Source organism: Nitrococcus mobilis Nb-231, from assembly GCF_000153205.1.
GTDB lineage: Bacteria > Pseudomonadota > Gammaproteobacteria > Nitrococcales > Nitrococcaceae > Nitrococcus > Nitrococcus mobilis.
Map to the genome: position 1 here is coordinate 1,537,057 of NZ_CH672427.1, position 23,708 is coordinate 1,560,764.

Annotated in this window: 18 protein-coding genes; 9 read left to right on the top strand and 9 right to left on the bottom strand. The window is 60.6% G+C overall.

The annotated features are described in order from the left end of the window. Positions 1 to 465, bottom strand: a 465-nt coding sequence (locus NB231_RS18465; protein WP_005001031.1) for a patatin-like phospholipase family protein, incomplete at its 3' end; no start/stop codon positions are given. Between the two features lie 589 nt (positions 466 to 1,054). On the opposite strand from NB231_RS18465, the gene NB231_RS07125 reads away from it, so the two are divergent. Further along, on the top strand, positions 1,055 to 1,915 hold the full coding sequence (locus NB231_RS07125; protein ID WP_005001033.1) for an invasion associated locus B family protein: 861 nt from the start codon (positions 1,055 to 1,057) through the stop codon (positions 1,913 to 1,915). Positions 1,916 to 2,004: 89 nt separating this feature from the next. On the opposite strand, the gene NB231_RS07130 is transcribed toward NB231_RS07125, so the two are convergent. Further along, positions 2,005 to 3,816: an ABC transporter transmembrane domain-containing protein gene (locus NB231_RS07130; protein ID WP_005001039.1), complete on the bottom strand. Its 1,812-nt coding sequence runs from the start codon at positions 3,814 to 3,816 to the stop codon at positions 2,005 to 2,007. 942 nt (positions 3,817 to 4,758) lie between these two features. On the opposite strand from NB231_RS07130, the gene NB231_RS07135 reads away from it, so the two are divergent. Together NB231_RS07135 and NB231_RS07140 are read left to right on the top strand one after the other, a co-directional pair. Next, the gene (locus NB231_RS07135; protein ID WP_050756067.1) at positions 4,759 to 5,697 is read left to right on the top strand and encodes a 2-dehydropantoate 2-reductase; all 939 of its coding nucleotides are present in this window, start codon (positions 4,759 to 4,761) and stop codon (positions 5,695 to 5,697) included. After that, complete coding sequence (locus NB231_RS07140) at positions 5,633 to 7,903, top strand: tRNA(Met) cytidine acetyltransferase TmcA (protein WP_084766262.1); 2,271 nt, start codon at positions 5,633 to 5,635, stop codon at positions 7,901 to 7,903. Before NB231_RS07135 ends, NB231_RS07140 begins: the two co-directional genes overlap by 65 nt. Positions 7,904 to 7,931: 28 nt before the next feature. Here the strand turns inward: NB231_RS07140 and orn are convergent, their stop codons facing one another. The 3 genes from orn to egtD form a co-directional block, all read right to left on the bottom strand. Then, positions 7,932 to 8,489, bottom strand: coding sequence for an oligoribonuclease (orn, locus tag NB231_RS07145; protein ID WP_005001049.1), 558 nt, complete (start codon positions 8,487 to 8,489; stop codon positions 7,932 to 7,934). 227 nt (positions 8,490 to 8,716) lie between these two features. After that, complete coding sequence (locus NB231_RS07150) at positions 8,717 to 9,031, bottom strand: EAL domain-containing protein (protein WP_040662023.1); 315 nt, start codon at positions 9,029 to 9,031, stop codon at positions 8,717 to 8,719. A gap of 83 nt (positions 9,032 to 9,114) precedes the next feature. Further along, positions 9,115 to 10,128 (bottom strand): L-histidine N(alpha)-methyltransferase, encoded by a 1,014-nt coding sequence (egtD, locus tag NB231_RS07155; RefSeq protein ID WP_198007255.1) that lies wholly within the window; start codon positions 10,126 to 10,128, stop codon positions 9,115 to 9,117. 84 nt (positions 10,129 to 10,212) lie between these two features. Here egtD and egtC point away from each other — a divergent pair, with 84 nt between their 5' ends. Together egtC and NB231_RS07165 are read left to right on the top strand one after the other, a co-directional pair. Next, a complete protein-coding gene (gene egtC, locus NB231_RS07160; protein WP_040662025.1) occupies positions 10,213 to 10,989 on the top strand; it encodes an ergothioneine biosynthesis protein EgtC in 777 nt (258 codons plus the stop codon). Positions 10,990 to 10,993: 4 nt separating this feature from the next. Continuing rightward, entirely contained in the window at positions 10,994 to 12,160 is a 1,167-nt protein-coding gene (locus NB231_RS07165; protein ID WP_005001056.1) for an SUMF1/EgtB/PvdO family nonheme iron enzyme, read from the top strand. 91 nt (positions 12,161 to 12,251) lie between these two features. On the opposite strand, the gene NB231_RS07170 is transcribed toward NB231_RS07165, so the two are convergent. After that, entirely contained in the window at positions 12,252 to 14,498 is a 2,247-nt protein-coding gene (locus tag NB231_RS07170) for a DUF1631 domain-containing protein (RefSeq protein WP_005001057.1), read from the bottom strand. Positions 14,499 to 14,714: 216 nt separating this feature from the next. On the opposite strand from NB231_RS07170, the gene NB231_RS07175 reads away from it, so the two are divergent. From NB231_RS07175 to nadC, 3 genes are all read left to right on the top strand, one after another. Next, the gene (locus tag NB231_RS07175; RefSeq protein WP_005001058.1) at positions 14,715 to 15,767 is read left to right on the top strand and encodes a class I fructose-bisphosphate aldolase; all 1,053 of its coding nucleotides are present in this window, start codon (positions 14,715 to 14,717) and stop codon (positions 15,765 to 15,767) included. A gap of 364 nt (positions 15,768 to 16,131) precedes the next feature. Continuing rightward, complete coding sequence (gene nhaB / locus NB231_RS07180) at positions 16,132 to 17,658, top strand: sodium/proton antiporter NhaB (protein WP_232210412.1); 1,527 nt, start codon at positions 16,132 to 16,134, stop codon at positions 17,656 to 17,658. Between the two features lie 89 nt (positions 17,659 to 17,747). After that, a complete protein-coding gene (gene nadC, locus NB231_RS07185) occupies positions 17,748 to 18,584 on the top strand; it encodes a carboxylating nicotinate-nucleotide diphosphorylase (RefSeq protein WP_005001064.1) in 837 nt (278 codons plus the stop codon). A 30-nt stretch (positions 18,585 to 18,614) separates the two neighbouring features. Here nadC and NB231_RS07190 read toward each other — a convergent pair whose 3' ends face one another. From NB231_RS07190 to hutU, 3 genes are all read right to left on the bottom strand, one after another. Beyond that, positions 18,615 to 18,995, bottom strand: a complete 381-nt coding sequence (locus NB231_RS07190) for a VOC family protein (protein WP_005001066.1) — start codon at positions 18,993 to 18,995, stop codon at positions 18,615 to 18,617. 87 nt (positions 18,996 to 19,082) lie between these two features. Next, a complete protein-coding gene (gene hutI, locus NB231_RS07195; RefSeq protein ID WP_005001068.1) occupies positions 19,083 to 20,333 on the bottom strand; it encodes an imidazolonepropionase in 1,251 nt (416 codons plus the stop codon). Between the two features lie 15 nt (positions 20,334 to 20,348). Continuing rightward, the gene (gene hutU / locus NB231_RS07200; RefSeq protein WP_005001069.1) at positions 20,349 to 22,058 is read right to left on the bottom strand and encodes a urocanate hydratase; all 1,710 of its coding nucleotides are present in this window, start codon (positions 22,056 to 22,058) and stop codon (positions 20,349 to 20,351) included. A 176-nt stretch (positions 22,059 to 22,234) separates the two neighbouring features. On the opposite strand from hutU, the gene NB231_RS07205 reads away from it, so the two are divergent. Further along, complete coding sequence (locus tag NB231_RS07205; protein WP_005001070.1) at positions 22,235 to 23,599, top strand: formimidoylglutamate deiminase; 1,365 nt, start codon at positions 22,235 to 22,237, stop codon at positions 23,597 to 23,599. Positions 23,600 to 23,708 lie beyond the last annotated feature (109 nt).

Genomic DNA, 23,708 nt, shown 5'->3' on the forward strand with positions numbered 1-23,708 from the left:
CTGCTGCGCGAGAAAATCCTTGAGAGGGTTCAGATTCGAGGGATTGAGCTCATAAGGCGAAGCTAGACGGCTTAGCAAATCGAGCAGCATGTACCCTGGTGAGCGATTAAGGCTCCAATTTCCCATGGCCCGATCCCAAAGGGTTCGCTGAATCGGGCTCAAACGCCCGGTGCGGCTAACCGCTTTCCAAAACCCGTGCAAAGCCTCCAGGGCACCTGCCCGGCCGCCTTTCTCAAAGCCGTCGGCAAGCACCACGGCGTTCATTGCCCCCGCGCTGGTGCCGCTGATCGCCTCGATCGCGATCCGTTCGTCCTCCAACAACCTGTCCAATACACCCCAGGTGAATGCGCCGTGGGCGCCACCGCCCTGCAGCGCCAGGTTGATTGGTCTGGCCTGGTGCCGAACCCTGCCTTTGCCTTTTCGTCGTTGGCCTGGAGTCGCGCACTCCCGCGAGTTATCGCTCATTGCATCGCCCCCACCAACGGCGGCCCCTGATCATGGCGCTGCTCGCACCGGAAAGCCGAGGCATCGCAGTGTCCGCCCCATCGAGCGCACCGATTGTCACCGCCGTATTGGCTTTTAGCATAAAGCCTCCCTTGCACTGGCCGCCGTCCAGCCCGACCGGTCTCTTTGCGCCGATGGTAGATCAGATTACGTGGCGGGCTTCCGGACAAATAAACACGCCTTACACCGTTGGATCGGGCTCCCGGGGTGGCCCCACAGGTCATCTTCTATGAAGACACGCCCTTCTTAAAAGGTTTGGCTGCTCTTTTTGCAAATCCGTTGGCCAGTACCATCCTCATCGGCCGCGCGTAGACCCCGCCGGACAGAGCACTCGATCACATATCAATCCGCCTTGGCCGGTTATTTTGCAAGGCAAATTCAGCCGTAACCGACCGTGCGCGGCCAAGGCGCGCCACCGCAGTCGCCACGCCGATAGCAAAGTGCTTAGTAGAAAAGCAATATGCGGTAGGCTTAGGGGCAAATTGAACAACGCCGAACATGGAATTTTCGGAAAGCAAAGGGGAACAGCGTGGTACATTCTCGGATAATCATGACAACAGCGCTGGCTGCCGTCGTTGCATTGGGCGTGACTGATGCGCCCGCCGAGAACGGGACCAGCCAAGCGCAAAACCGTACCCTCAGCCAGCACCAGGCGTTCGTAGTAGTCAAGCAGCCTGGCAAAGGTATTTGCCGCATCGAACAGGCGCACAGTAATAGCCCAAGCAACCTGGCGCTCCGCTTCGACGGTACAACCCTAATCATTGTTGCGCCATATGAGCGCGGCCTAGAGGGGTCTATCCGATATTGGATCGATAACACCCCCAAGCATGTAATACCAAAAGCAAACATCCGCGCAGGCAACACGTTCGCGCTAGCAAGTGATGTGATCGATCTGATGAAGACCGGGCGCACCCTTTATGTCCAGACCACACCGCGCGGGAAACCGCCTAGAACAGAGAAATTTAGCCTCATGGGGTTCACGGCCGCCACCCGTGCGCTCGCCAGCTCTAAGTGCCACGACGGCAAGACCACACCGGCCCCAACCAACCTCGAAGTCAAACTGACGCGCAATTCGAGCGGCGCTGCCGTCGTATCCGGGCGTACCGTTCTACCCGACGGGATGACCCTCCGAATCTCACTGCACACTGAAATCAACGGCTACTACGCGCAAGATACCGTTCGCGTGCATTCCGGCTTCTACGAATCCGCGGCATTCACTGACCGGGGCCGCACGCTTCCCTCAGGGCGCTACACAGTGTCGATTTCATCGCCGCTGATGTATCTCCAACCGCTGCGCGTGCAACGCGCGCTCGGCGGATCGGGTAATGCAATACCCGATGGTATTCGCCAGCGCTCGTCCTATGACGAGAGCTATACCGTAAGCCATTCTGTTTCCCGGCAATTAAACTAACTATCGGAGCTTGATCATTGGGCAACGGACAACACCCGAGGCATCTCCAGGCAGATAAAGTTCATCATTGCATCCACAGCGGCGAGGAGCTACTCGTTCGCCGCCTGGATCCGTGTCTCGGGCGCATCCCGAAACTGCAGTGCCGCGAGCCGCGCATAGAGTCCGTGCTCGTTGATCAGCTTGTCGTGACGGCCACGGGCGACGATGTACCCACGATCCATAACCAGGATTTCATCCACCTTACGCACGGTGGCGAGACGGTGCGCGATGATGAGCGTCGAGCGCCCGCGCATCAGCTGCTCCAACCCGTCCTGAACGAATCGCTCGCTCTCGGCATCCAAGGAGCTGGTCGCCTCATCGAGCAACAACAATGCCGGATCGCGCAGGATGGCGCGGGCGATGGCGATACGCTGGCGTTGTCCACCCGAGAGGCGGATCCCACGCTCGCCGAGAAAGGTATCAAAGCCCTGGGGCAATTGGTCGAGGAATTCGGCCGCGTGCGCCGCCTCCGCAGCTCGCCGGATTTGCGCAGCGGAAACATTGGCGTGTCCGTAGCGGATGTTCTCCCAAGCATCCGCCCCGAATATAACCGGATCCTGCGGCACCAAGGCCACGCGCTTGCGCAATTGCTGCGGATCGGCGGCACGCAGGTCGACACCATCGAAGCGAATGACGCCTTCATCGGGATCGTAGAAACGCAGCAGCAGCTGCAATACGGTCGACTTACCGGCACCGGACGGCCCCACCAACGCAACTTTTCTCCCCGGTCTTAAGTTAAGCGAGAGTTTGCGCAGCGCGGCAGTCTCGGGACGAGAAGGATAATGAAAGGTCACATTGCGCAACTCCACCTCGCCACGGGCCGGCTCAGGCAACGCGACCGGATGCACGGGCAAGGCTATTTTCGGTTTGGTATCGAGCAGCTCCAACAACCGCTCGGTGGCGCCTGCGGCCCGCAGCAAGTTGCCGGCCACCTCGCTCAGCGCACCAATCGAGCCCGCGACCAGCACCGCGTAGAAAACAAAGGCCGAGAGCTGTCCTCCGGTAATCCGCCCAACCAGCACGTCATGACCACCCACCCAAAGCACTAGGCTAATGGCGGTGAAGGTGAGTAACATGACCAGGCCGGTGAGTAGAGCGCTCACCCGAGTACGCTGGATGGCGGTATGGAAAGCCGCTTCTACCTGATTACCGTAGCGCGCCTCATCGATGCGTTCATGGCAAAAGGCCTGAACGGTGCGAATACCGTATAAAACCTCGCCTACGTAGGCGCCGACATCAGCAATTCGGTCCTGGCTTTGGCGCGACAAGCCCCGCACTCGATGTCCGAGCAGCCAAAGCGGTACGATGACCAGCGGGACACCGAGCAGCACCAGCAGAGCAAGCTTAGCGCTGGTGATTGCGAGCATCACCAAGCCGCCCGCGATCAACAACACATTGCGCACGGCGATCGCCAGTGTCGAACCGACCACCACCTGCAGCAGCGAGGTATCCGTGGTAAGACGCGAGATGACCTCCCCGGTTCGGGTTACTTCGAAGAAGGCGGGCTCCAGTTTCAGCACCTGGGCAAAAACAGCCCTGCGAATGTCGGCTACCACCCGCTCACCGAGCCAGGTCACCAGGTAAAGGCGGGCGGCAACCGAAACAGCCATAATGATGACGACGAGCAAAAAGAGTAGCAAAGCCTGATTCAACGCCATGACTGAACCATTACTCAGGCCATAATCCACCATGTGCCGCAGGACTACGCCGAAACCGAGCACCGCGCCGGCGGCGATCAGCAACGCAATTACTGCGCAAAACAGTGCACCCCGGTAAGGACGCACGAATACGAGCAGTTGCGTGAGAACTCGCAGATTGCTGCTGGTAGGACGCTGCTCTGTAACCGGTTGGCTTCTGGGCATAGCCGGATTCAACTCCTCAAGTTATACTTCGCGGCGCTAATTAGTAGAATGCCCCAGCCGAAGCGCGGCGGGTATTCGAGTTTGGCGTGTAGTGTGTACGGGCGGATTCTACCTGAGTGGGGAACGGTTATCTCGCTGTGTTCCACGCGCCTTAATCCTGACCTTATTGCATTACAATCCGGAAGGGCCACACCGGCTTTAATAAGAATGCGGAAAATGCCGTTTCATGCGGAAATGCCTCGGTGAGATATTAAGTGTTCGCGCCAACTGCCCGCTGCACATAAAACCAGCCCTTATGAGCACGGAGCGACAGATTTCCGACAAACAGTGCTTGAAAATAGCATGCCGCGGCCCCATTGGAATGCATCGGTGACAATCACCGCAACTCCGCATATTGGCGTTCTCATGCACGCAATCCCCAACAAACGTTTGGACTTACCGCCCAGGGGCGTGTTTTGGTCATGTCGGACCCGTCCCAGCCTATCGTATATTTTTGCTTGCCTAACAAGGAGTTAAAAATGGATACCTGTAAAGGAAACACGCAGAGAATTACGAACGTCGCACGGGCTGCCGCCGATTCGATCGACCCCGGGCAACACGGTGAAGAGAACGGGTCGAACGCTCGACTACGCCACCTTTATCTCAAGCGGGTATCGGGTAGAGCCGGGAGGCGGTTGCGCGCACTGATGACGCGACGCCTGAGCCCGACCGGCTAACCCGACCCTAGGTCATCCACTCGGTTATGTATCCGCACGGCAAGCCCTCGGGGTGGTAGGTGGTGCGAGCGCAAGCCACCACCTCCACCCTGCTCAAAACCCAAACTGAACATCTTCGCATCGATCCGGCTTGTTACGCCCGCACGCGGACCATCGCACGGGCCTGGCTTTCCCATAGCATAATCCCACCGCTTAACAGCGTTAATTTTAGACTCGGGAGGTGAACGTGCGCATAGCGATCTTCGGTGCGGGCGGAGTCGGAGGGTATTTTGGGGGTCGCCTTGCCCAGGCCGGTCAAGACGTCATATTTATTGCCCGGGGTGCCCACCTGCAAGCAATACGGCGCAACGGACTGCGGGTGGAGAGCATTAAGGGCGACTTCTGCGTCGAACAGGTTCAGGCGACCGACGACCCGCGCGAAGTCGGCACTGTGGATGCCATCTTGGTCTGCGTCAAATCCTGGCAAGTTGTGGAGGCCGCCCGAGCAATGCACCCTATACTGGGTCCTGCGACTTTTGTCGTACCCATGCAGAATGGAATCGAGGCGCCCAACCAGCTCGCCACTGAGCTCGGCCACACACGCGTGCTGGGCGGACTCTGCGGAATCATCGCCTATCGTAGCGAGCCCGGCCACATTCGGCATATCGGGGTCGATCCGTTCGTCAGCTTCAACGAGCTCGACAACTCTCCGAGCGAACGCACCGAGCGGCTGCGCCAGGCCTTCGAACGCAGCCGGGGCTTGAGCGTTACGGTGCCGTTGAACATCGAAGCCGCGATGTGGGAGAAATTCTTGTTCATCACCGCCATCAGCGGCCTCGGGGCAGTCACGCGCATGCCCGTAGGCGTTGTACGCAGACAACCGGGCACGCGCCGTCTGCTGGAGTGCGCCATGGAGGAAATCCATACGGTAGCCCGGGCACATCGGATAAGCTTGCCAAGCGATATAGTCACCACCACCATGGGCTTCATCGATGCGCTCCCAGAAGATGCTACAGCGTCTATGCAGCGCGACGTGCTGGAGAGGCGTGCTTCCGAACTGGAAGCGCAGAACGGTGCCGTCGTCCGCCTCGGCGCGCAAGCCGGTATAGCGACCCCTGTCAATGGCTTCATTTACCATTGCCTGCTCGCCCTGGAGCGCCGGGCTCGAGGCGAGGAAACCGGCTAGTGCAGTGCAAGCGCTCAGGGAATTTGCAACCGCTTTGATCGGCGTCGGTCGTGCTGCGCACCACCGCCAGATAGTCGTTATAGCAGGCAAGCACGACTGGTGCCTGGAACAAGCCGACCTATTGCTGGAACAATCACAGCTCGCGACGATTGCCTGGCTCGGTGATCGACCACCGACAGCCGCGATTACACCACTCAATATAGGCCGCACCCAACTGGTGCTCGGTAAGGAGATCGATGCCCTGGTTGTCGATGCCTGGGACGGCTTCGACCCGGATGCCTTTGGTGCGACCATCGGAGCCGTTCATGGTGGCGGCCTCGTGTTGCTGCTCGCCCCACCGCTTGCCAAATGGCCGGATTACGCCGATCCCGCAACGGATCGAATTGCGACCTATCCGTATACCCGTAGACAGCTTACCGGACGTTATCTAAAGCGTTTGGTTCGGGTTATCCGCTCGTCTACGCACGCCCTAGTGCTCGAACCGAACCAACCCTTACCCAGAGTAGCTGCACCAACGCTCGCTCAAAGTGGTACGGTAGTAGCGAGCTCTCGCACCCTGCCCACGCCCGATCAGCAACGCGCCATAGCGGCAATCGAGCGCTGCGCGCGCGGCCATCGCCACCGCCCGGTAGTACTCACTTCGGACCGCGGTCGCGGCAAGTCGGCAGCGCTGGGGATCGCTGCGGCCCGGCTGCTTCGCGCGGGTTACACACAGATTATCGTCACGGCACCAAGCCTGGCATCGGCGGCGACGGTGTTCACGCATGCTCGGTGCCTAATGCCGGATGCGCACGCCGCCCGCGGATACCTCTCGGATGGTCGCGGAAGATTGGAGTTCATGGCACCGGACGCGTTGCTGCGCCGTCCGCAGGCGGCCGAGTTGCTGCTCGTCGACGAGGCGGCCGCCATTTCGACGGCCATATTGAGCGCTCTGCTCGGGCGCTATGCCCGGATCGTATTCGCCAGTACGGTGCATGGTTATGAAGGAACTGGACGCGGTTTTGCTCTGCGCTTCCGTCAAGTGCTCGACCGGCATACACCGGATTGGCGAGAATACTGGCTCGAGACCCCGATCCGCTGGGCCGCCGATGACCCGGCCGAGCGATTTGCATTTCAAGCGCTGCTGCTGAACGCGCTTCCTGCACCGCAGGCAGCGCTGGTCGATGCAACCGCCGGGCGCTGCCAGTTAGAGAGGCTGGACCGCGATGTCTTGGTCGACGACGAGCCTACCTTAAGCGAGCTATTTGGGCTGCTGGTGCTGGCCCATTACCGCACCACGCCAGGGGATCTGCGCCAACTCCTCGATGCCCCAGGCTTATCGGTGTGGGTGCTTCGCGATCAGCGCCATATCGCTGCAGCCGCTCTGGTCATCGATGAAGGCGGCTTCCCACCGGCGCTCGCCCGGGCGATCTGGCTCGGGCTACGGCGGCCACAGGGGCATCTCGTGGCCCAGTCACTCGCGGCGCACGCCGGCTTGGCACAGGCGCCCACACTACACGGCCGGCGGGTGTTGCGCATCGCGGTCCACCCCGCTTGTCGGCGGCGCGGTCTGGGAACGCGACTGCTGGGCGGGATCTTCGGCGACGCCCGCGGCCACGGGATCGATTATCTGGCCGCCGCCTTCGGCGTCACGAACGAATTGCTCGGCTTCTGGACTCGCTTCGGTATGCAGATCGTACGCCTGGGCAATCACCGCGAAGCCTCCAGTGGCAACTGCTCAGCCATCGTACTCCGAGCCTTGAGCCAAACGGGCGAACAGTTTATAAAAGCCGCTGCGGCACGCTTCGCCGATCGGCTCCCGGCTCTGCTCAACGAGCCTCTACGCGATCTGGATCCCGCACTCGCACTCACGCTGCTCCAGCAATTCGAAAGGCCGGGCGCCCCCGCACCCGAAGAATGGGATGATCTGCTCGCCTTTGGCTTCGGACGGCGGCAATACATGGATACGCTGCCGGCTTTGCAGCGGCTTACCCACTACGCTTTGACTGACCCGCGGCTCACCGCCGCACTCAGCCGTTCCGAACAACTTACCTTGCTCGCCCGAACCTTGCAGCGCCGCGAGTGGAGTGAGCTTGCCGGCTACCTCGCTGTTCCTGGTCGCCGGCAGGTCGTGGCGGCGTTGCGGACCAGCGTTCGCCGTCTGGCGCTAATCAGCACCGAACCGCAGGTGCGCCACCGCGCGCGTGAGTTACTGCAGGCGCGCTGAACCTGCGCCGCACCTTACAGAGCCGCGCTCAAGTGCAATCCGGCGCCTTGAGAAAGTGCCGACGATAGTATCTTAGCTCCGCAATCGATTCGCGCACATCGTCCATGGCCAAGTGCGCGCCCCGCTTTGAGAAGTTCTGCAAAATTTCGGGCACCCAGCGTCGAGCCAATTCCTTGAGCGTGCTTACGTCCAAATTGCGATAGTGGAAATACTGCTCAAGCTTCGGCATACACCGGTGCAGAAAGCGCCGGTCCTGGCAAATGCTGTTTCCGCACATGGGCGATGCATTGGGGGGCACCCACTGCTGCAGGAATTGCAAGGTGCGTTGCTCCGCCTGCGCCTCATCAATCCGGCTTTGCCGCACCCGCTCCACCAAACCCGAACTGCCGTGCTGCTCGGTATTCCACTTATCCATTGCCGCAAGCACGGTCTCGCTCTGGTGAATCGCAACCGTCGGACCTTCTGCCAGAATATTAAGTTCTTTGTCGGTAACAGCGGTCGCAATCTCGATGATGCAGTCGCGATCCGTGTCCAACCCCGTCATCTCCAAGTCAATCCAGATGAGATTCCCTGTCGACTGCGGCATGGTTTCGACTCGTTAGTGTGGGCTATTCCAGGCAATTCTAGCAAAACTAGACTGTAGCTGTTGGTGCGACAACGCTCGGCATGCGAAGCGGCGCCACCCAAAAACGGTTCATCAGCCGTCAAAGTGACCGAAGTGTGCCTAACGGATCGCTCAACGCGGGTGGCAATCCATCCATCCGTGTTACGTCAGCAGGCCCCGCAACGTGTCGGCCGGCATTGGCCGGCCACCTAATAGAACCCCTGCACGTAATCACAGCCGAGGCGCTTGAGAGAAATCGCCTGTGCGGGCATCTCAACACCCTCGGCAATGACCTTCAGGCCCACCAGCCCGTGCGAGAGCGAGAGAATCCCCTCGACGAGACGTGCATCTTCGGCATGGATCTCAGCGATAAAGGATCGATCGATTTTGATCAAATCGATGGGGAAACGCTTCAGATATGTCAACGACGCATAGCCGGTCCCAAAATCATCCAGCACCAGGCGTAAACCGAGATTCTTTAGCGACCTAAGCTTGACCACGCCGTGACTGATCTGCGTCATCATCACCTGTTCCATCGCGCTCGGCGATGAGCGGAGGCACTACCCATTGCGCTTACCGACGGCTTTGCGCTGCTAAAATTGGGCGCTCAGCTCGGTTGGGCCAGCACCAAAGAGAAGTATTGATCCTCTGTTTGATAATGACGGATGGGATTCAGCCGAGCCGCGCGCAGTTCGGCGGTGAGCGACTCCGCGGTGAACTTGCGGCTGATCTCGGTGAGAATGCGCTCCCCATGGAGAAAACCGTAACGGCGTTCGAGCGCCATAAGATGCACCTCCTGGTCGTGCCGGGCGACAAGATACATCTCTATCCGCTGCAAAGCCTCGTTGTAGAGGGCCAGGTGGTCAAAAGCATGCGGATTGAAATCCCCCCTAAGGGCTCGGTTGATGACGTTGAGCACATTGCGGTTGAACTCAGCAGTGAGCCCACTTGCGTCATCGTAGGCCGCCTGCAAAAGCCGGGGGGCTTTAGTACGATCCGCACCCAACAAAAAAGCATCGCCCTCGCGCATCAGGCCGCGCAACTCACTGAGAAAGGCAATCGATTCCTCCGGCGTCAGATTGCCGATCGTGCCGCCTAGAAAGACGAACAGCCGCCGACCGGCGGGCTGTGGAAGATGCGCCAGGCCCGCCGAGTAGTCGCCGATCAGCGCCTGCACGCTAAGCCATGGATGCGCCTCGAGGAGCGCCTCGGCGGCGGCGTGCAAAACCTCCTCACAGACATCAAAGGGCCAATAGCTCGGTTCCAACCCGTTCGCCTCGCAAGCCTCGAACAGATGGGCCGTTTTGCGAGAGGTGCCGCTGCCGAGCTCGATGATATGCTCCGGCTTCACCTGGCAGATGATGCTGTGCGCCGATTGATCAAGCAGCCGTGCCTCGGTCCGGGTCGGATAGTATTCGGGCGTATCGCAGATCTGGTCGAATAGTTCGGAACCCAAGGCATCATAGAAATACTTCGGCGGTAGGACGCGTGGCCGTCTGGCGAATCCCTGCAAAACATCTTCGGCAAGAGTGGGCACGACCCGCGCCGCCGGCACCGCCTGGCATTTGAAGCGTTCGAGCTTACGGCTGCGAACGGATGCACCTTCCAAAGGAATGTTCATAAAAAAGCGCTCTTTTAGTAAGGTCTTTTCCTCATACGCTACCATCCTACTGTGAGGAACGCACAACCCTTACGGAGAATAGACGTGTGCCGACTAGCCGCTTACTTGGGCAAACCCGTCTACCTGGAACGCTTCCTGCTCGCTCCGGAGCATAACCTGATTCACCAGGCCTGGTCGCCTCGGGAGATGCGCTCGGCCGCCCTGAACGCCGATGGTTTCGGGTTCGGTTGGTATGACGATACCGGCTGCCCGGTCGCTTATCGGAATATTCAGCCCGCCTGGGCAGACCCTAACCTGGCGGCATTAGGCCACACACTGAGGCGCGAATTATGGCTTGCCAACGTGCGCAGCGCCACCGAAGGGTTCGCCAGTGGCTACGCCAATACCCAGCCGTTTACGGACGGTCGCCTGCTCTTTCTGCACAATGGTTTCGTCAACGAATTCGCCGAAGATCTGCGACCTCGGCTGCGAGGCTGGCTACAATCGGATATCGAAGCCACCATTCATGGCAATACCGATTCCGAATATCTGTTCGCGGTGATCCGCCAACTCGCCGCCGAAGGCCCACAGTCGCCCAGCTTGCTGTTGCGTCGCTTGATGGACACCCTCGGCAGTTGGGTTTCCGCGGGGCGAGCACTACTCAACATCGCCCTCACTGACGGCACCGAGATCGCAGCTACTCGACACGCCATCGGCGCTGAGTGCCCGACCCTGTATGCAACCGACTCCGAACCGCTTTACTCGCAGGGCGCAGTGATCGCATCGGAGCCGCTCACCGCCGGCGCGCACTGGGAGGCAGTCCCTGCTCACCATCTCGTGACACTGAACGGCGCTCGCCCGCCGCGCATAACCGCTCTATGACGCCATGAAAGAACACGAGCTAGGGAAGGCGCGGCGAATCGCCGAACTGGCAGCAATGCATCGCCGGGGCCAGGACATCATCGGTCGGCTTCCGGTTGAGGACATCCGTATCCAATACCATGAGGACCTCAGTCCACTCGGTTGGCATCTGGGCCACTGTGCCTTCATCGAGACCTACTGGCTGCGCGAAATCGTCCTCGGCGACAATGCGACCACCGCAACCCTGCATGGAGTCTATTTCCCCGATTTATGTGAGAAAGCGGCACGCCCCGAGTTCGTTCTCGGGCGGGACCAGCTGCTCGAATGGACGGGCGCGGTGCATAGCGAGAATTTAGCGTTGCTCGCCGACCCGCCGGCACACATGCGTCAGCATCGACTGATGCGCGCAGACTACCTGCTCGATTTCCTGGTTCAGCACTACGCCCAGCATCTTGAGATCATGCATTACGTACTGGCGCAGCGCGAGCTGCGCATCAGCGGCCCATGGACACCCGGCCGAACGCTCACCCCGGCAAACCCACTCGGAGAAGCGCTTCGACTGCCGAGACAACCGGTCATGATTGGTTGCGACGCGCCTTGCGCCTACGACAACGAACAGCCCCGCCACGCGTTTCGGCGCCGCGGCAAATACATCGCCCAGTACCCGGTAACCAATGCCGAATACCTCGCCTTCATGGAAAACGATGGTTATCGGCACCGCGAATTATGGAGCAGGGTCGGTTGGGCGTGGCTGGATAATACGCGGGTCGATTGCCCGGCTCTATGGCGTCGCGCGGAGCACAGCTGGTACGAGCTGAGCGCCGCCGGTCCCCGTGATTTGAAACCGGATGCTGCGGTACGCGGAGTATGCTTCTACGAGGCCGAGGCCTTCAGCCGCTGGGCGGGCGCCAGACTACCACACGAATTCGAATGGGAGGCCGCCGCCCGAGCGGGTCTACTGCAAGGCCTCGGGCAGGTGTGGGAATGGTGCGCCAATCGCTTTCACCCCTATCCCGGCTTTCGGCCGTTTCCATACGAAGGCTATTCTACCCCTTGGTTCGACGACCGACATGGCGTCCTGCGCGGCGGCAGCGAGCACACGCTACCGCCCGTTCGACGCACAAGCTTCCGCAATTTTTACACGCTGGACAAACGCCATATTTGCGCCGGGCTTCGGCTCGCCTGGGATTGAAAGTCTATCGCATAGAGCCTGTTTCGCTCGGACATATCGGACGACCCCACCGAACTCATGAAACCCGAGGGCCATCCAAAGCCAGAAGGATTCACAACGCCTGTTCGACGCGCAGATCGCGCAAATTGGTAATCACCTGCTCGAGCGCTTTGTCGAAGAGCATATTATGGTCGAGGATAAAGGCTTTTCCGCTGCTCAAATCCGCGGCCACCTCCTCTGTTTTTTTGTCTGCCAGCTTGAAGCCGGCGCGATTGACAAAAATCAGGCGGCGGCCGCCGTTCAGTCGGGCCGAGAGTTTGGCACGTAGCTGGCGCCCGGCATCGGTGGAAAACTCAAACCACGTTCCGAGGTCCACCCTGACTAAGCGCTGCAAACACTCCTCCCGCAGACACTGCTCTTCAGTAAGCTGGGGGGGCTCAGCCGCGACCGAAGGCTCATCGCAATCATACGAACTCCCTTCCTGCGCAAATGCTGACTCGTCTTCACTACCCTGCTCGACGTTGACGGTGTTGTCACTTAGATCAGCCGGAGGTGCCGAGAGACAGCGAATGTGTTCGGCCTCCAATTCCTCGAATAAGCGCGTCATCTCGAAGGGATTGTAAAGAATCGCATTCAGCCCTTCACGCAGATCGTTCAACAACGCGGGTATGCGCGCCAACACGTCTTGACGCCGCTCGGGATCCGCGTTCGGTTGAACGCTCCAGATCAAGCGGTCCATCAGTTCGAGCTGCGATTCCCAAACCGCCCCCTGCGGCCCATCCTTGACGCAGGTAATAAAAAGCACCTTGAACCAAGGGCCTTCCAGGATCTGGTGTACGACGCTCGGCACCGATCCACCCCGCAAGCGCCGCTCGATTTCGGCTTGTACCCGCTCTCGGGCGTCCTCGACCTTAGCCTTACCTTCGGCCGCTTGACAGGTACGCGCCTCGACCGTCTGCGCTCGCTCCCGCTCCTGCTCGAGAAACAGCCTGAAATCCTGCAGCACCTGCTCGAACAAGACGATGTCTTCCTCAAACCCCTCTAGAATTCGATTCATGACCTCATTCATCTTGCGATAAAGTGGGTCGGCACTCGGATTCTCCGGCTCGACCCATCCCATGGCGGCATGGGCCAACTCGTTGATCAATGCCCGCGCGGGATGCTGGCGGCTGTTGAAAAAGCTGCGATCGAGCATCGCCACCTTGAGCACCGGTATCTGCAACCGAGCGATAACAGCCTTTATCGAGGGGGCGAGCCGGGAATCATCCAAGATGATATCGAAGAGCATACTGACGATATCGATGGTATCGTCCGCAGCCCGCTCGATGGGCTGCGGTAAACCACCGGGGGCAACGAATAGCGCGCTCCCCAAAAGGGCTTTTAGCTCCTCGGCAGCGAATGGCTGTGCGCCGCCTGTTTCATTATTTGCAAATCTGGGCTGCTGTTGCAGCGCGGAGAGCGCCTGGACCAGGTCCGAATGGCTCGCCCCGCCCGCGCAACGTGCAGTCGACGGGACCGGCTGGTTGCCACCACGGGCCTGAGCGAGCAACCCCTGCAGCAGCTCGAGCGTTGCACTGCCGTTCCCGGTAAGGGTATCAGCTTCCGAATCCACACTGGTCTGATGCCCGCTCTCCGGAGCTTGAACTCGATCCTCATTGGCTACCAACGGTTCGCCCGTAGCGCGCAACTTCGGCATGATCCCAGCATCGATGAGTAACCGGTTGGCTGCCTCATAGAGCGCGGGCAATTGCCGCAACGCCTGCTTCTCAAAGAGTTTGAATATGATCAGCTTAGGCTGGATTTCGATATTGAGCCGCTCCATCGCGACGGCAAAGGCATCGACGACCTGACGAGGATCCAATGGGTTATTGCGCTCGTCGACTTTGCGCTCGACGACGAGGTAGTCCAACCGCGACTGGAGTTGGGCCAGGGGAAAGACGCTGCGGGTGCGCAGCTTGCCGACGACTGTCTCGGCGGCTACACGCTCCTCCACCACGGTCTCATCCATCAATTCCAGCGAATAGTCCTCCCGCGCCGTCGCCGCGGGTTCCTGGGTTTGCGAGGAATGTGGCTGCGTCAATCGGCTGAAGGCGCTCTCCATCTCCTGGGTGAACGTCTGCACCACCATCCGGCGGCTCATCCGAACCTGCCGCATGGTCGCGAAAAACAGCGCTTGGTCGGCATTGTTGGCGGCCCGTTCCGCCCGATCGAATAGCGCGTCGTCGACCTGATCAAGGGCTTGCCGCAGCATGGTTTCAAGACCCGGCTCAGCCAAGCGACAAAGTTCGTTTAAAGTCTCGACGCCTGCGCTCGACGTACTATGGGTGTTTAAATAAACGACCTTGCTTTGCCCAACCATGAGTCACACTCGATAAGTTTTAAGGAAAACGCATTGCGCCTTATGGCACCCTTTTGTAGAGGAAGGCTTGATTTTTTAATGTGACACAATTCACATTGTTTGTCTTGTTAACTGGATAGCAACATCCTTGCAGCAAGGGTCGCCCGCATGGGTCGCGACTGAGTATAATCCCACCCGGGATAGCTACTGATCACACATCCGCACGGAGAGACCATGATGATCGATGTATGCGCGCTGCTTGCCGATGAGGCGGAGAACCTCCTCTCCTACCGTTGCCGCGGTATTCCAACGCAGATGCTGCACCTTCCGGGACCCGATTACGTCGACCGAGTGGTTGTTCAGAAAAATCGCAAAGCGAGTGTTTTGCGCAATCTACAAGCCATCTTCAATCAAGGTCGACTGGCCGGCACCGGCTATCTATCCATACTGCCCGTCGATCAGGGTGTGGAGCACTCCGCCGGAGCCTCCTTCGCGCCTAACCCAGAGTATTTCGACCCGGAGAACATCGCCCGCCTCGCCATCGAGGGCGGCTGTAACGCACTCGCCTCCACCCTGGGCGTTCTCGCGGCGGTCTCGCGGCGGTACGCCCATCGCATTCCATTCATCGTCAAGCTCAATCACAATGAACTGCTCACTTATCCGGAACAGCATGATCAGACGCTGTTTGCCTCGGTGGAGCAAGCTTTCGACCTCGGCGCCGTGGCGGTTGGCGCGACCGTCTACTTCGGCTCGCCGGAATCCCGGCGCCAGATCCAGGAAATCAGTGAGGCCTTTGCGCACGCCCACGATTTGGGGCTGGTCACTATTCTCTGGGCTTATCTGCGCAACCCCGCATTCAAAAAAGACGGCGTCGACTACCATGCCGCCGCCGACCTGACTGGGCAAGCCAATCACTTGGCGGCAACCATCGATGCGGATATCGTCAAGCAGAAGCAGCCCGAGAACAACGGCGGTTTCAACACCCTCCAATTCGGCAAAACCCACCGTAAAGTCTACGAGGAACTCACTAGCGATCACCCCATCGATCTCACCCGCTACCAGCTCGCCAACTGCTACATGGGGCGCGCTGGACTGATCAACTCGGGGGGCGCATCGGGCGGGCACGACCTGCAGCAAGCGGTGCGTACGGCCGTCATCAACAAGCGTGCGGGGGGTATGGGTCTGATCAGCGGCCGCAAGGCTTTCCAGCGTCCGATGCCGGAGGGCGTCGAACTGCTGCATGCCATTCAGGATGTCTACCTAGACAATGAACAGGTCACGGTGGCCTGAAGGCATGGATGCAGCTCAGGCGACCGACCCAGATTCCGGTTAAACTCGCCGCCGCACCTCAAGCTGTCGGCGGCAAAAACGTAGCGCAACCGGCAAGACCAGCGCTGGATACTTCCGCTTTCCTAGCGACGACATCGACTCGCAGCCGGTATGCCTCAGTAATAACTGCGCCGCTCCAATTCGAGAACCATTACCTACCGCATTCTCCTCAGAGCGGTAAAATCGCATCCGCCAAAGCACGAGCCGGTGAAGTGTGTAGCATCTCGCCGAACCCGCGTTTGCAGCCAAAGGCTTTTTCATGCGCGGCTTGCGCGCCCACAGAGGCAACGATCACGCCGCCATTTCGGCGGATTGGGGAACAGCAATGTCACAAGCGCTGGCACAGGCTTTGCCAATGACGCTGGCACAAGCTTTCGTGCGCAACTTTCTCGGCCAAGCGCCGAACTGGTACAAACTCACCATCATCGGCTTTCTGATCACAAACCCCGTTTTGCTAAGCGCAACGGGTCCCTACGTGACCGGTTGGGCGTTGGTGCTGGAGTTCATCTTCACGCTGGCGATGGCCCTGAAGTGCTACCCACTGCAGCCGGGCGGGCTGTTACTGCTGGAGGCCACCGGCATTGGCCTGACGAGTCCGGAGCAGATTTACCATGAGGCGCTGCAGAACTTTCCGGTGATCCTGTTGTTGATGTTCATGGTGGCCGGCATCTATTTTCTGCGTGACCTATTGCTGATCACCTTTACTCGCATCCTGCTCGGCGTGCGTTCGAAATCCCAGCTCGCGTTATTATTTTGCGGCGTATCGGCGATCCTCTCGGCATTTTTGGATGCACTGACGGTAACCGCCGTAATCATCACGGTGGCCGGCGGATTCTACGCCGTCTATCACCGCGCCGTCTCCGGCCAGCGCTACGCCCACGAGCATGATCGCGCCGATGATACAGCGGTCGACGGCGAGCATAGAATCGATCTCGAGCGGTTTCGGGCGTTTCTGCGCAGCCTTATGATGCACGGAGCCATCGGCACGGCGTTAGGCGGCGTCATGACCTTGGTGGGCGAGCCTCAAAACCTGCTCATCGGCCATATCATGGGCTGGCAGTTCATCGATTTCTTCTTACGGATGGCGCCGGTGGCCATCCCGGTGTTCATCAGTGGGCTGATCATGTGCATCGCCCTGGAGCGGTGCGGTTGGTTCGGCTATGGTGCGACGCTGCCACCCGCGGTGCGGCGGATTCTCGAGGAGTTCGAGGCCACCGAGCACGCGCGGCGCGGCCACCTGGAGCTCGCCATGCTGATCGTCCAGGCCCTGGCCGCGTTACTGCTGGTGCTGGCACTGAGCCTGCAGCTCGCCGAGGTCGGTCTGATCGGACTGGCGGTGATCATCTTGGCCACCGCCTTCAACGGCATCACCGAAGAACACCGACTCGGTCATGCCTTCGAGGAAGCGCTGCCCTTCACCGCGCTGCTGGTGGTTTTCTTCGGCGTGGTCGCGGTTATCCATCAGCAGCATCTGTTTACCCCGATTCTGCACTGGGCGCTCGCCTTCCAAGGAAACCTCCAACAGGTGGTCTTGTTTCTCGCGAGTGGCCTGCTCTCGATGATCAGCGATAATGTTTTCGTCGCCACCATCTACATCGACGAGATCAAAGCCGCGTTCGATGCGGGCCAGCTGAGCGTCGAGCAGTTCAACCACCTGGCGGTGGCGATCAATACCGGCACCAACATTCCCAGCATAGCGACGCCCAACGGCCAAGCCGCTTTCCTATTCCTGCTCACCTCTACGCTGGCACCGTTGATTCGGCTCTCTTATGGGCGGATGTTATGGATGGCGCTACCCTATACAATTGTTCTGGGCACGACTGCATTAGCCTGTGCTGGGGTTTTCATCTAGCTGAGAGCCGACAGCACTTCGCATCAGGCACGCCATGAGCGCCCCCTGGAGCGCGACGGGCCCCGCGGATCCTAACCGAGGAGTCGACTATGTGCTCCGCCGATCAGATTGCTGCCGATGTCGCACGGGCGTTGGCTGAAGACCTCGGCAGCGGCGATCTCACCGCCGCACTGATACCCGAAGCCGCCGCCGGCACGGCTACGGTCATTTGTAGGGAGGCGGCTGTAATCTGCGGCACCGCCTGGTTCAACACTGTATTCGCACAACTCGATCCGACGGTGCAAATCGAGTGGACCGTGCAAGACGGTGCGCGCGTGCCTGCAAAGCACATCCTTTGCCGCCTCACTGGCTCCGCCCGAGCCCTGCTGAGCGGAGAGCGTACCGCGCTCAACTTCCTGCAACTGCTCTGCGGCACGGCAAGCATCGCCCGCGCTTACGCCGATGCGCTCGCCGGCACGAATACCCGCATTCTGGATACGCGCAAAACATTGCCGGGGCTACGCGCCGCCCAAAAGTTCGCGACCCGCTGCGGCGGTTGCGTCAATCACCGCATGGGACTCTACGATGCCATTCTGATCAAGGAAAACCATATCACGGCGGCCGGTTCGCTCACCGCTGCGGTACACGCAAGCCGACAACACCACCCGGACACCGCGATCGAAGTCGAGGTGGAGAACCTTGCGCAGCTCGAAGAAGCACTCGATGTGGGCGTAGACCATTTGCTTTTGGACAACTTCCCCCTGCCCGAACTGGCAACAGCCGTCCTTCGCACCGCAGGCCGGGCCCAACTGGAAGCATCCGGCAACGTGGCAATCGCGGACCTGCCGGCCATCGCAGCCACTGGGGTGGACTTCATCTCCGTCGGCGCGCTGACCAAACATGTACAAGCCATCGACCTGTCGATGCGCTTCGAGCCTCTGAGCTAACCTCTACCGGATTACGGTTACGTTTTGGAATCACGGATAGCGTAGATAGGGACCACTCTCGGCTTGCGCCAATACCCAACCGTTGCCGTCGGGATCACTGAAGCTGGCAAATTGGCCCCACGGAAATGTATAGATCTCGGACATATCCAACCCCCGCGAGCGCAGGATGTCATAATCCGTTTCGATATCCTCCGTACCGAGGACCAAACCCTGCTGGCAGCCCGGCCGCAGCTGCTCGTGCCACGTCACAAGGCTGATGCAAGTGAACGATCCCGGCGGGGCCAGCTGAAGCCAGCGTGCGCCCGAGCGCAGCGGGCAATCTCGAACGACGCGAAAACCCAGCACCTCTTCGTAGAACATTTTTGCTCGGAACTGATCCGCAACAGGGATGGACACCGTATCGATATGCATAAGCGCTTGTCTCGATCCCACTCGATACTTCTACTTCTGCCTAAGCAGTCTAGTACATTTCGTATAACTCGGCAGACACTGAGATCTCTAATTTCGCGCCTCACCGGAGGCCGCCGACCGAGGATCGCCCAACAGCTTGCCGTGCCGAACCCGGCCCATGACCGCAGCACCACCGATCCAATAGGCGAGCTCGGCCGGATCATCGATGTCCCAGCTCACCAGATCGGCGAATTTGCCACACTCCAAGGTACCGTAATTCTGCTGTAGCCCCAGTGCTCGAGCCGCTACCCGAGTCGCACCGGCGAGCGCCTCTTCGGGCGTGAGCCGAAACAGCGTGCAAGCCATATTCAGCGTGAGCCGCAGCGATCGTACCGGCGAGGTACCCGGGTTGAGATCACTGGCAATCGCAATCGGTACCCGGTACTTTCGAAACAACGCGACCGGCGGCGGCTGCGTCTCGCGCAGGCTGTAGAAGGCACCGGGCAACAGCACCGCCACACAGCCGGCGCCCGCCATGGCGCACACATCCGCCTCCGAAACATGCTCCAGGTGATCGACGGAAAGCGCGCCATAGCGCGCGGCGAGCCCTGCTCCACCCAAATCGGAGAGCTGCCCGGCATGCAGCTTCACCGCCAGGCCGTAATCACGGGCTGCCCGCAGGATCCGTTCCGCTTGAACCGGAGTAAAAGCAATACCCTCGCAAAAGACATCCACCGCATCCACCAATCCCGAGTCGATCGCCCGCGGCAAAATCGTATCCAGGATTAAATCGATGTAATCGTCCGCAGCCTGGCTATATTCCAACGGCAATGTATGAGCCGCCAGACAGGTCGTACGCACTGTCATCGGCAGTCGCTCACCAAGGTCGCGGGCCAGGCGCAGCATGCGCAGTTCGGTCTCCACATCGAGCCCATAGCCCGATTTGATCTCCAGCACAGTGACCCCCTCCGCGAGTCGCTCCCGCGCGCGTGCTTCGGCCGCGCGCAGCAGCGCGTCCGCACTCGCCGCACGGGTGGCTTCGACGGTGCTCAGAATACCGCCTCCGGCACGGGCGATCGTCTCGTAGCGGGCGCCCTCGAGGCGTAGCGTGAACTCCTGAGCCCGGTGGCCACCGAAGATCAGGTGCGTGTGGCAGTCGATCAGCCCTGGAGTCACCCAACATCCAGCGAGGTCAACGATCTCGGCGGCGCAGTGCTCCGGCGGCAGATCATGCCGCCGTCCGACCCACGCGATACGGCCGTCACGCGCGGCGATGGCGGCGTCACGGATCGCCCCGTAGGGCGATCCGGGTACCATGGTAGCGGCTTGGCAATTCAACCACAGGGTATCCCAATCCATGGCGTACTCCGTTGCTCATCCAGCCGGACCAGCGCTGTCCTGCGCGTCCAGCATGGGTAGATCGAGTCCTTGCTCTCGGGCACAGGCGATAGCCTGCACATAGCCTGCGTCGGCATGGCGCATGACGCCACTGCCCGGATCGTTGGTAAGCACCCGTTCGATTCGGCGCGCGGCGGCCCGCGTTCCATCGCAGACAATCACCTGACCGGCATGCTGGGCGAAGCCCATACCGACACCACCGCCGTGGTGAAAGCTCACCCAGGTCGCGCCGCTCGCCGTATTGAGCAGCGCATTCAAGATCGGCCAGTCGGAGACGGCATCGGAGCCATCTCGCATCGCTTCGGTCTCGCGGTTGGGGCTCGCCACCGAACCGCTGTCCAAGTGATCGCGGCCGATCACCACGGGCGCCTGCAGTTCGCCGCGGGCCACCATGTCATTGAATGCCAAACCCAGACGCGCGCGCTCCCCGAGCCCAACCCAACAAATCCGTGCCGGCAGCCCCTGAAAGCGAATCCGCTGCCGCGCCATGTCGAGCCAGCGATGCAGCGGCGGCTGTTCGGGCAGCAGCATTTTGACCTTCTCGTCGGTCCGATGGATGTCTTGGGCCTCGCCGGAGAGCGCAACCCAACGAAACGGCCCGATACCGCGACAAAACCGCGGGCGCAAATAAGCCGTAACGAAACCGGGGAAATTGAAGGCCTCCCCGACCCCCGCCTCTTGGGCCATCTGGCGGATATTGTTGCCGTAGTCAAAGGTCGGAACGCCCCCGTGGTAGAGATCGAGCATGGCACGCACTTGCACCGCAATGGAGGCCTTGGCCTCACGCACCACCCGCTGCGGGTCGCTGCGGCGGCTTCGCTCCGCCTGCTGCCAGCTCCATCCGATCGGCAGATAGCCGTGCAAGGGATCGTGAGCGCTGGTCTGGTCGGTGACCAAATCAGGCCTAACGCCGCGGCGCACCAGCTCCGGAAACACCTCGGCGGCATTGCCGTGCAGCCCGACCGAAATGGCCTTGCCTTGCCGCCGCGCCCGATCGATTATTTCCAGCGCCACCTCCAAGCAATCGCTGCGCTCATCGAGAAAACCGGTCTCCAGACGCCGCTCGATGCGGCTGGACTGGCACTCCACGGCAAGCAGACAGGCCCCGGCCATGGTGGCGGCAAGCGGCTGGGCACCGCCCATGCCGCCGAGCCCAGCGGTGAGAATCCAGCGACCTTCAAGGGTGCCGCCATAGTGTTGGCGACCCGCCTCGGTGAAGGTTTCATAGGTACCCTGCACGATGCCCTGGCTGCCGATATAGATCCACGAACCCGCCGTCATCTGGCCGAACATCATCAGCCCCTTGCGGTCGAGCTCATGGAAGTGCTCCCAGTTTGCCCAGCGTGGCACCAGGTTGGAGTTGGCGATCAGCACCCGCGGTGCATCCGGGTGGGTCTTGAATACGCCCACGGGCTTGCCGGACTGGACCAGTAACGTCTCGTCCCCCTCGAGCCGGCGCAGGGTCTCGACGATCCGGTCGTAACACTCCCAGTTACGCGCCGCCTTGCCGATACCACCATAGACGACCAGCTCGGCCGGATTCTCGGCATTGTCCGGATCCAGATTGTTCATCAGCATGCGCAGCGGCGCTTCGGTCAGCCACGACTTGGCCGTGCGGATTGTGCCGCGCGGTGCGCGAATACGGCGTGAATCATCCCGGCGGGTGCCGGGGGTAACGTTCATCATGTAGCTCCTGGAGCCGGCTGGCTCTATCGCACTCTCCTCGCTGTCTTTATAGTCATGGAATGCTCGATTCGCCTCAGTCGGAGCTGATAAACGGAGTGTGTACCAGCCGCTGTCCAAGGGGCGAATGCCGTTGCATATTGCACTTCTGTCGGACGGAATAGCGCACCGAGGTGCCGATGCAGCCGCTTTACGCAGAACAGGCCCTGTTGCCGGACGGTTGGGCGCGGCGCGTGCGTCTGACCTTGGATTGCAGCGGCATCATTCGGCAGATCGAGCGCAACGCAGCACCGCACGGCGCCCGGCGGCTGCCGGGTCCGGCGATTCCAGGCATGGCAAACGCTCACTCCCATGCCTTCCAGCGCCTGCTCGCCGGGCTGACCGAGGTGGCCGACTGCCCCGATGACAATTTCTGGACTTGGCGTGAGGCCCTGTACCGAGTGGCCAACCGCCTGTCCCCCGAGCAACTCGAAACCGTCACCCGCTACGCCTATTTGGAAATGCTACGCGGTGGCTATACTAGCGTGGCCGAGTTCCACTACCTGCACCATCAACCGGACGGACACGCCTACGCCAATCGGGAGGAGCTCGGTGAATGCATCCTGGCCGCCGCGGATGTCGGCATTAGGCTGACACTATTGCCGGTGCTCTACACTTACTCCGACTTCGGCGGCCAAGCGCCAGCGCCGGCTCAGCGGCGTTTCATAAACGATGTGGCGGGCTACCTGAGCCTTTACGATGCGCTGAACCGGGCCATCGGGGAGCACTCACTCGTGGTCCTTGGACCCGCCTTTCACTCGCTGCGTGCCGTCACGCAAATCCAGGTCCGCAGCGTTTTGGAAGCGCTGCCACAGACCGAGATCATTCATATGCACATCGCCGAGCAACGCCGGGAGGTCGAAGCCTGCCGTGCCTGGTCGGGTCAGCGACCGGTGGAATGGCTGCTCGAGCGCTTTGCGCTCGACGAGCGCTGGTGCCTCATCCATGCCACCCATGTGAACGCCGCCGAGTGCACGCGGCTTGCGTGGCAGGGAACGATCGTCGGCCTGTGTCCGACCACAGAGGCCAATCTCGGCGACGGCGTGTTTCCAGCCGAAGCCTTCCTGCAGGCCGGCGGACGCTTCGGCATCGGCTCCGACAGCCAGGTTTCGATCAGCGTCACCGAAGAGCTACGCTGGCTGGAATACGGCCAGCGCCTGCGTGCGGAACGGCGCAACCGGCTATGGAGTCCTGCTCAACGCTCGGTGGGTGAGAACCTCTACGCGCGTGCGGCCGACGGCGGCAGCCGCGCCATCGGCCAACCCGTGGGCACCATCGCCTTGGGGCGAGGAGCGGATCTAATTGTCCTGGATGCCGATCACCCCATGCTGGCCGGCTGTCCACCTGAACATCTGCTCAACCGCTGGCTGTTCGCTGGCGACAAGCAACTGATCCGCGAGGTTTGGGTAGCTGGAACACGCGCGCTGAGCGACGGTCATCACCCCCGCGAGCGCGAGATCACGGCGGCGTTCCGGCGCGTGGCCCGCCAGCTCCTGAACGGTTGAGCCGATTGACATGGCCCAGGTGAGTTGCCCCACCCAGGCGCCTGGGATAGCAGGCAGACGATTATAAAAGTTAACGTGAGCAACCGGAAAGGTTCGGACTGTCCGTCCT

Bases quoted from the DNA above. Each gene is read 5' to 3' on its own strand.
- NB231_RS07125 (WP_005001033.1), top strand. From the start codon at position 1,055: ATGACAACAGCGCTGGCTGCCGTCGTTGCATTGGGCGTGACTGATGCG.
- NB231_RS07130 (WP_005001039.1), bottom strand. From the start codon at position 3,816: ATGCCCAGAAGCCAACCGGTTACAGAGCAGCGTCCTACCAGCAGCAAT.
- NB231_RS07140 (WP_084766262.1), top strand. From the start codon at position 5,633: ATGGCTTCATTTACCATTGCCTGCTCGCCCTGGAGCGCCGGGCTCGAG.
- orn (WP_005001049.1), bottom strand. From the start codon at position 8,489: ATGCCGCAGTCGACAGGGAATCTCATCTGGATTGACTTGGAGATGACG.
- NB231_RS07150 (WP_040662023.1), bottom strand. From the start codon at position 9,031: ATGATGACGCAGATCAGTCACGGCGTGGTCAAGCTTAGGTCGCTAAAG.
- egtD (WP_198007255.1), bottom strand. From the start codon at position 10,128: ATGAACATTCCTTTGGAAGGTGCATCCGTTCGCAGCCGTAAGCTCGAA.
- NB231_RS07165 (WP_005001056.1), top strand. From the start codon at position 10,994: ATGAAAGAACACGAGCTAGGGAAGGCGCGGCGAATCGCCGAACTGGCA.
- NB231_RS07170 (WP_005001057.1), bottom strand. From the start codon at position 14,498: ATGGTTGGGCAAAGCAAGGTCGTTTATTTAAACACCCATAGTACGTCG.
- NB231_RS07175 (WP_005001058.1), top strand. From the start codon at position 14,715: ATGATCGATGTATGCGCGCTGCTTGCCGATGAGGCGGAGAACCTCCTC.
- nhaB (WP_232210412.1), top strand. From the start codon at position 16,132: ATGTCACAAGCGCTGGCACAGGCTTTGCCAATGACGCTGGCACAAGCT.
- nadC (WP_005001064.1), top strand. From the start codon at position 17,748: ATGTGCTCCGCCGATCAGATTGCTGCCGATGTCGCACGGGCGTTGGCT.
- NB231_RS07190 (WP_005001066.1), bottom strand. From the start codon at position 18,995: ATGCATATCGATACGGTGTCCATCCCTGTTGCGGATCAGTTCCGAGCA.
- hutI (WP_005001068.1), bottom strand. From the start codon at position 20,333: ATGGATTGGGATACCCTGTGGTTGAATTGCCAAGCCGCTACCATGGTA.
- hutU (WP_005001069.1), bottom strand. From the start codon at position 22,058: ATGATGAACGTTACCCCCGGCACCCGCCGGGATGATTCACGCCGTATT.
- NB231_RS07205 (WP_005001070.1), top strand. From the start codon at position 22,235: ATGCAGCCGCTTTACGCAGAACAGGCCCTGTTGCCGGACGGTTGGGCG.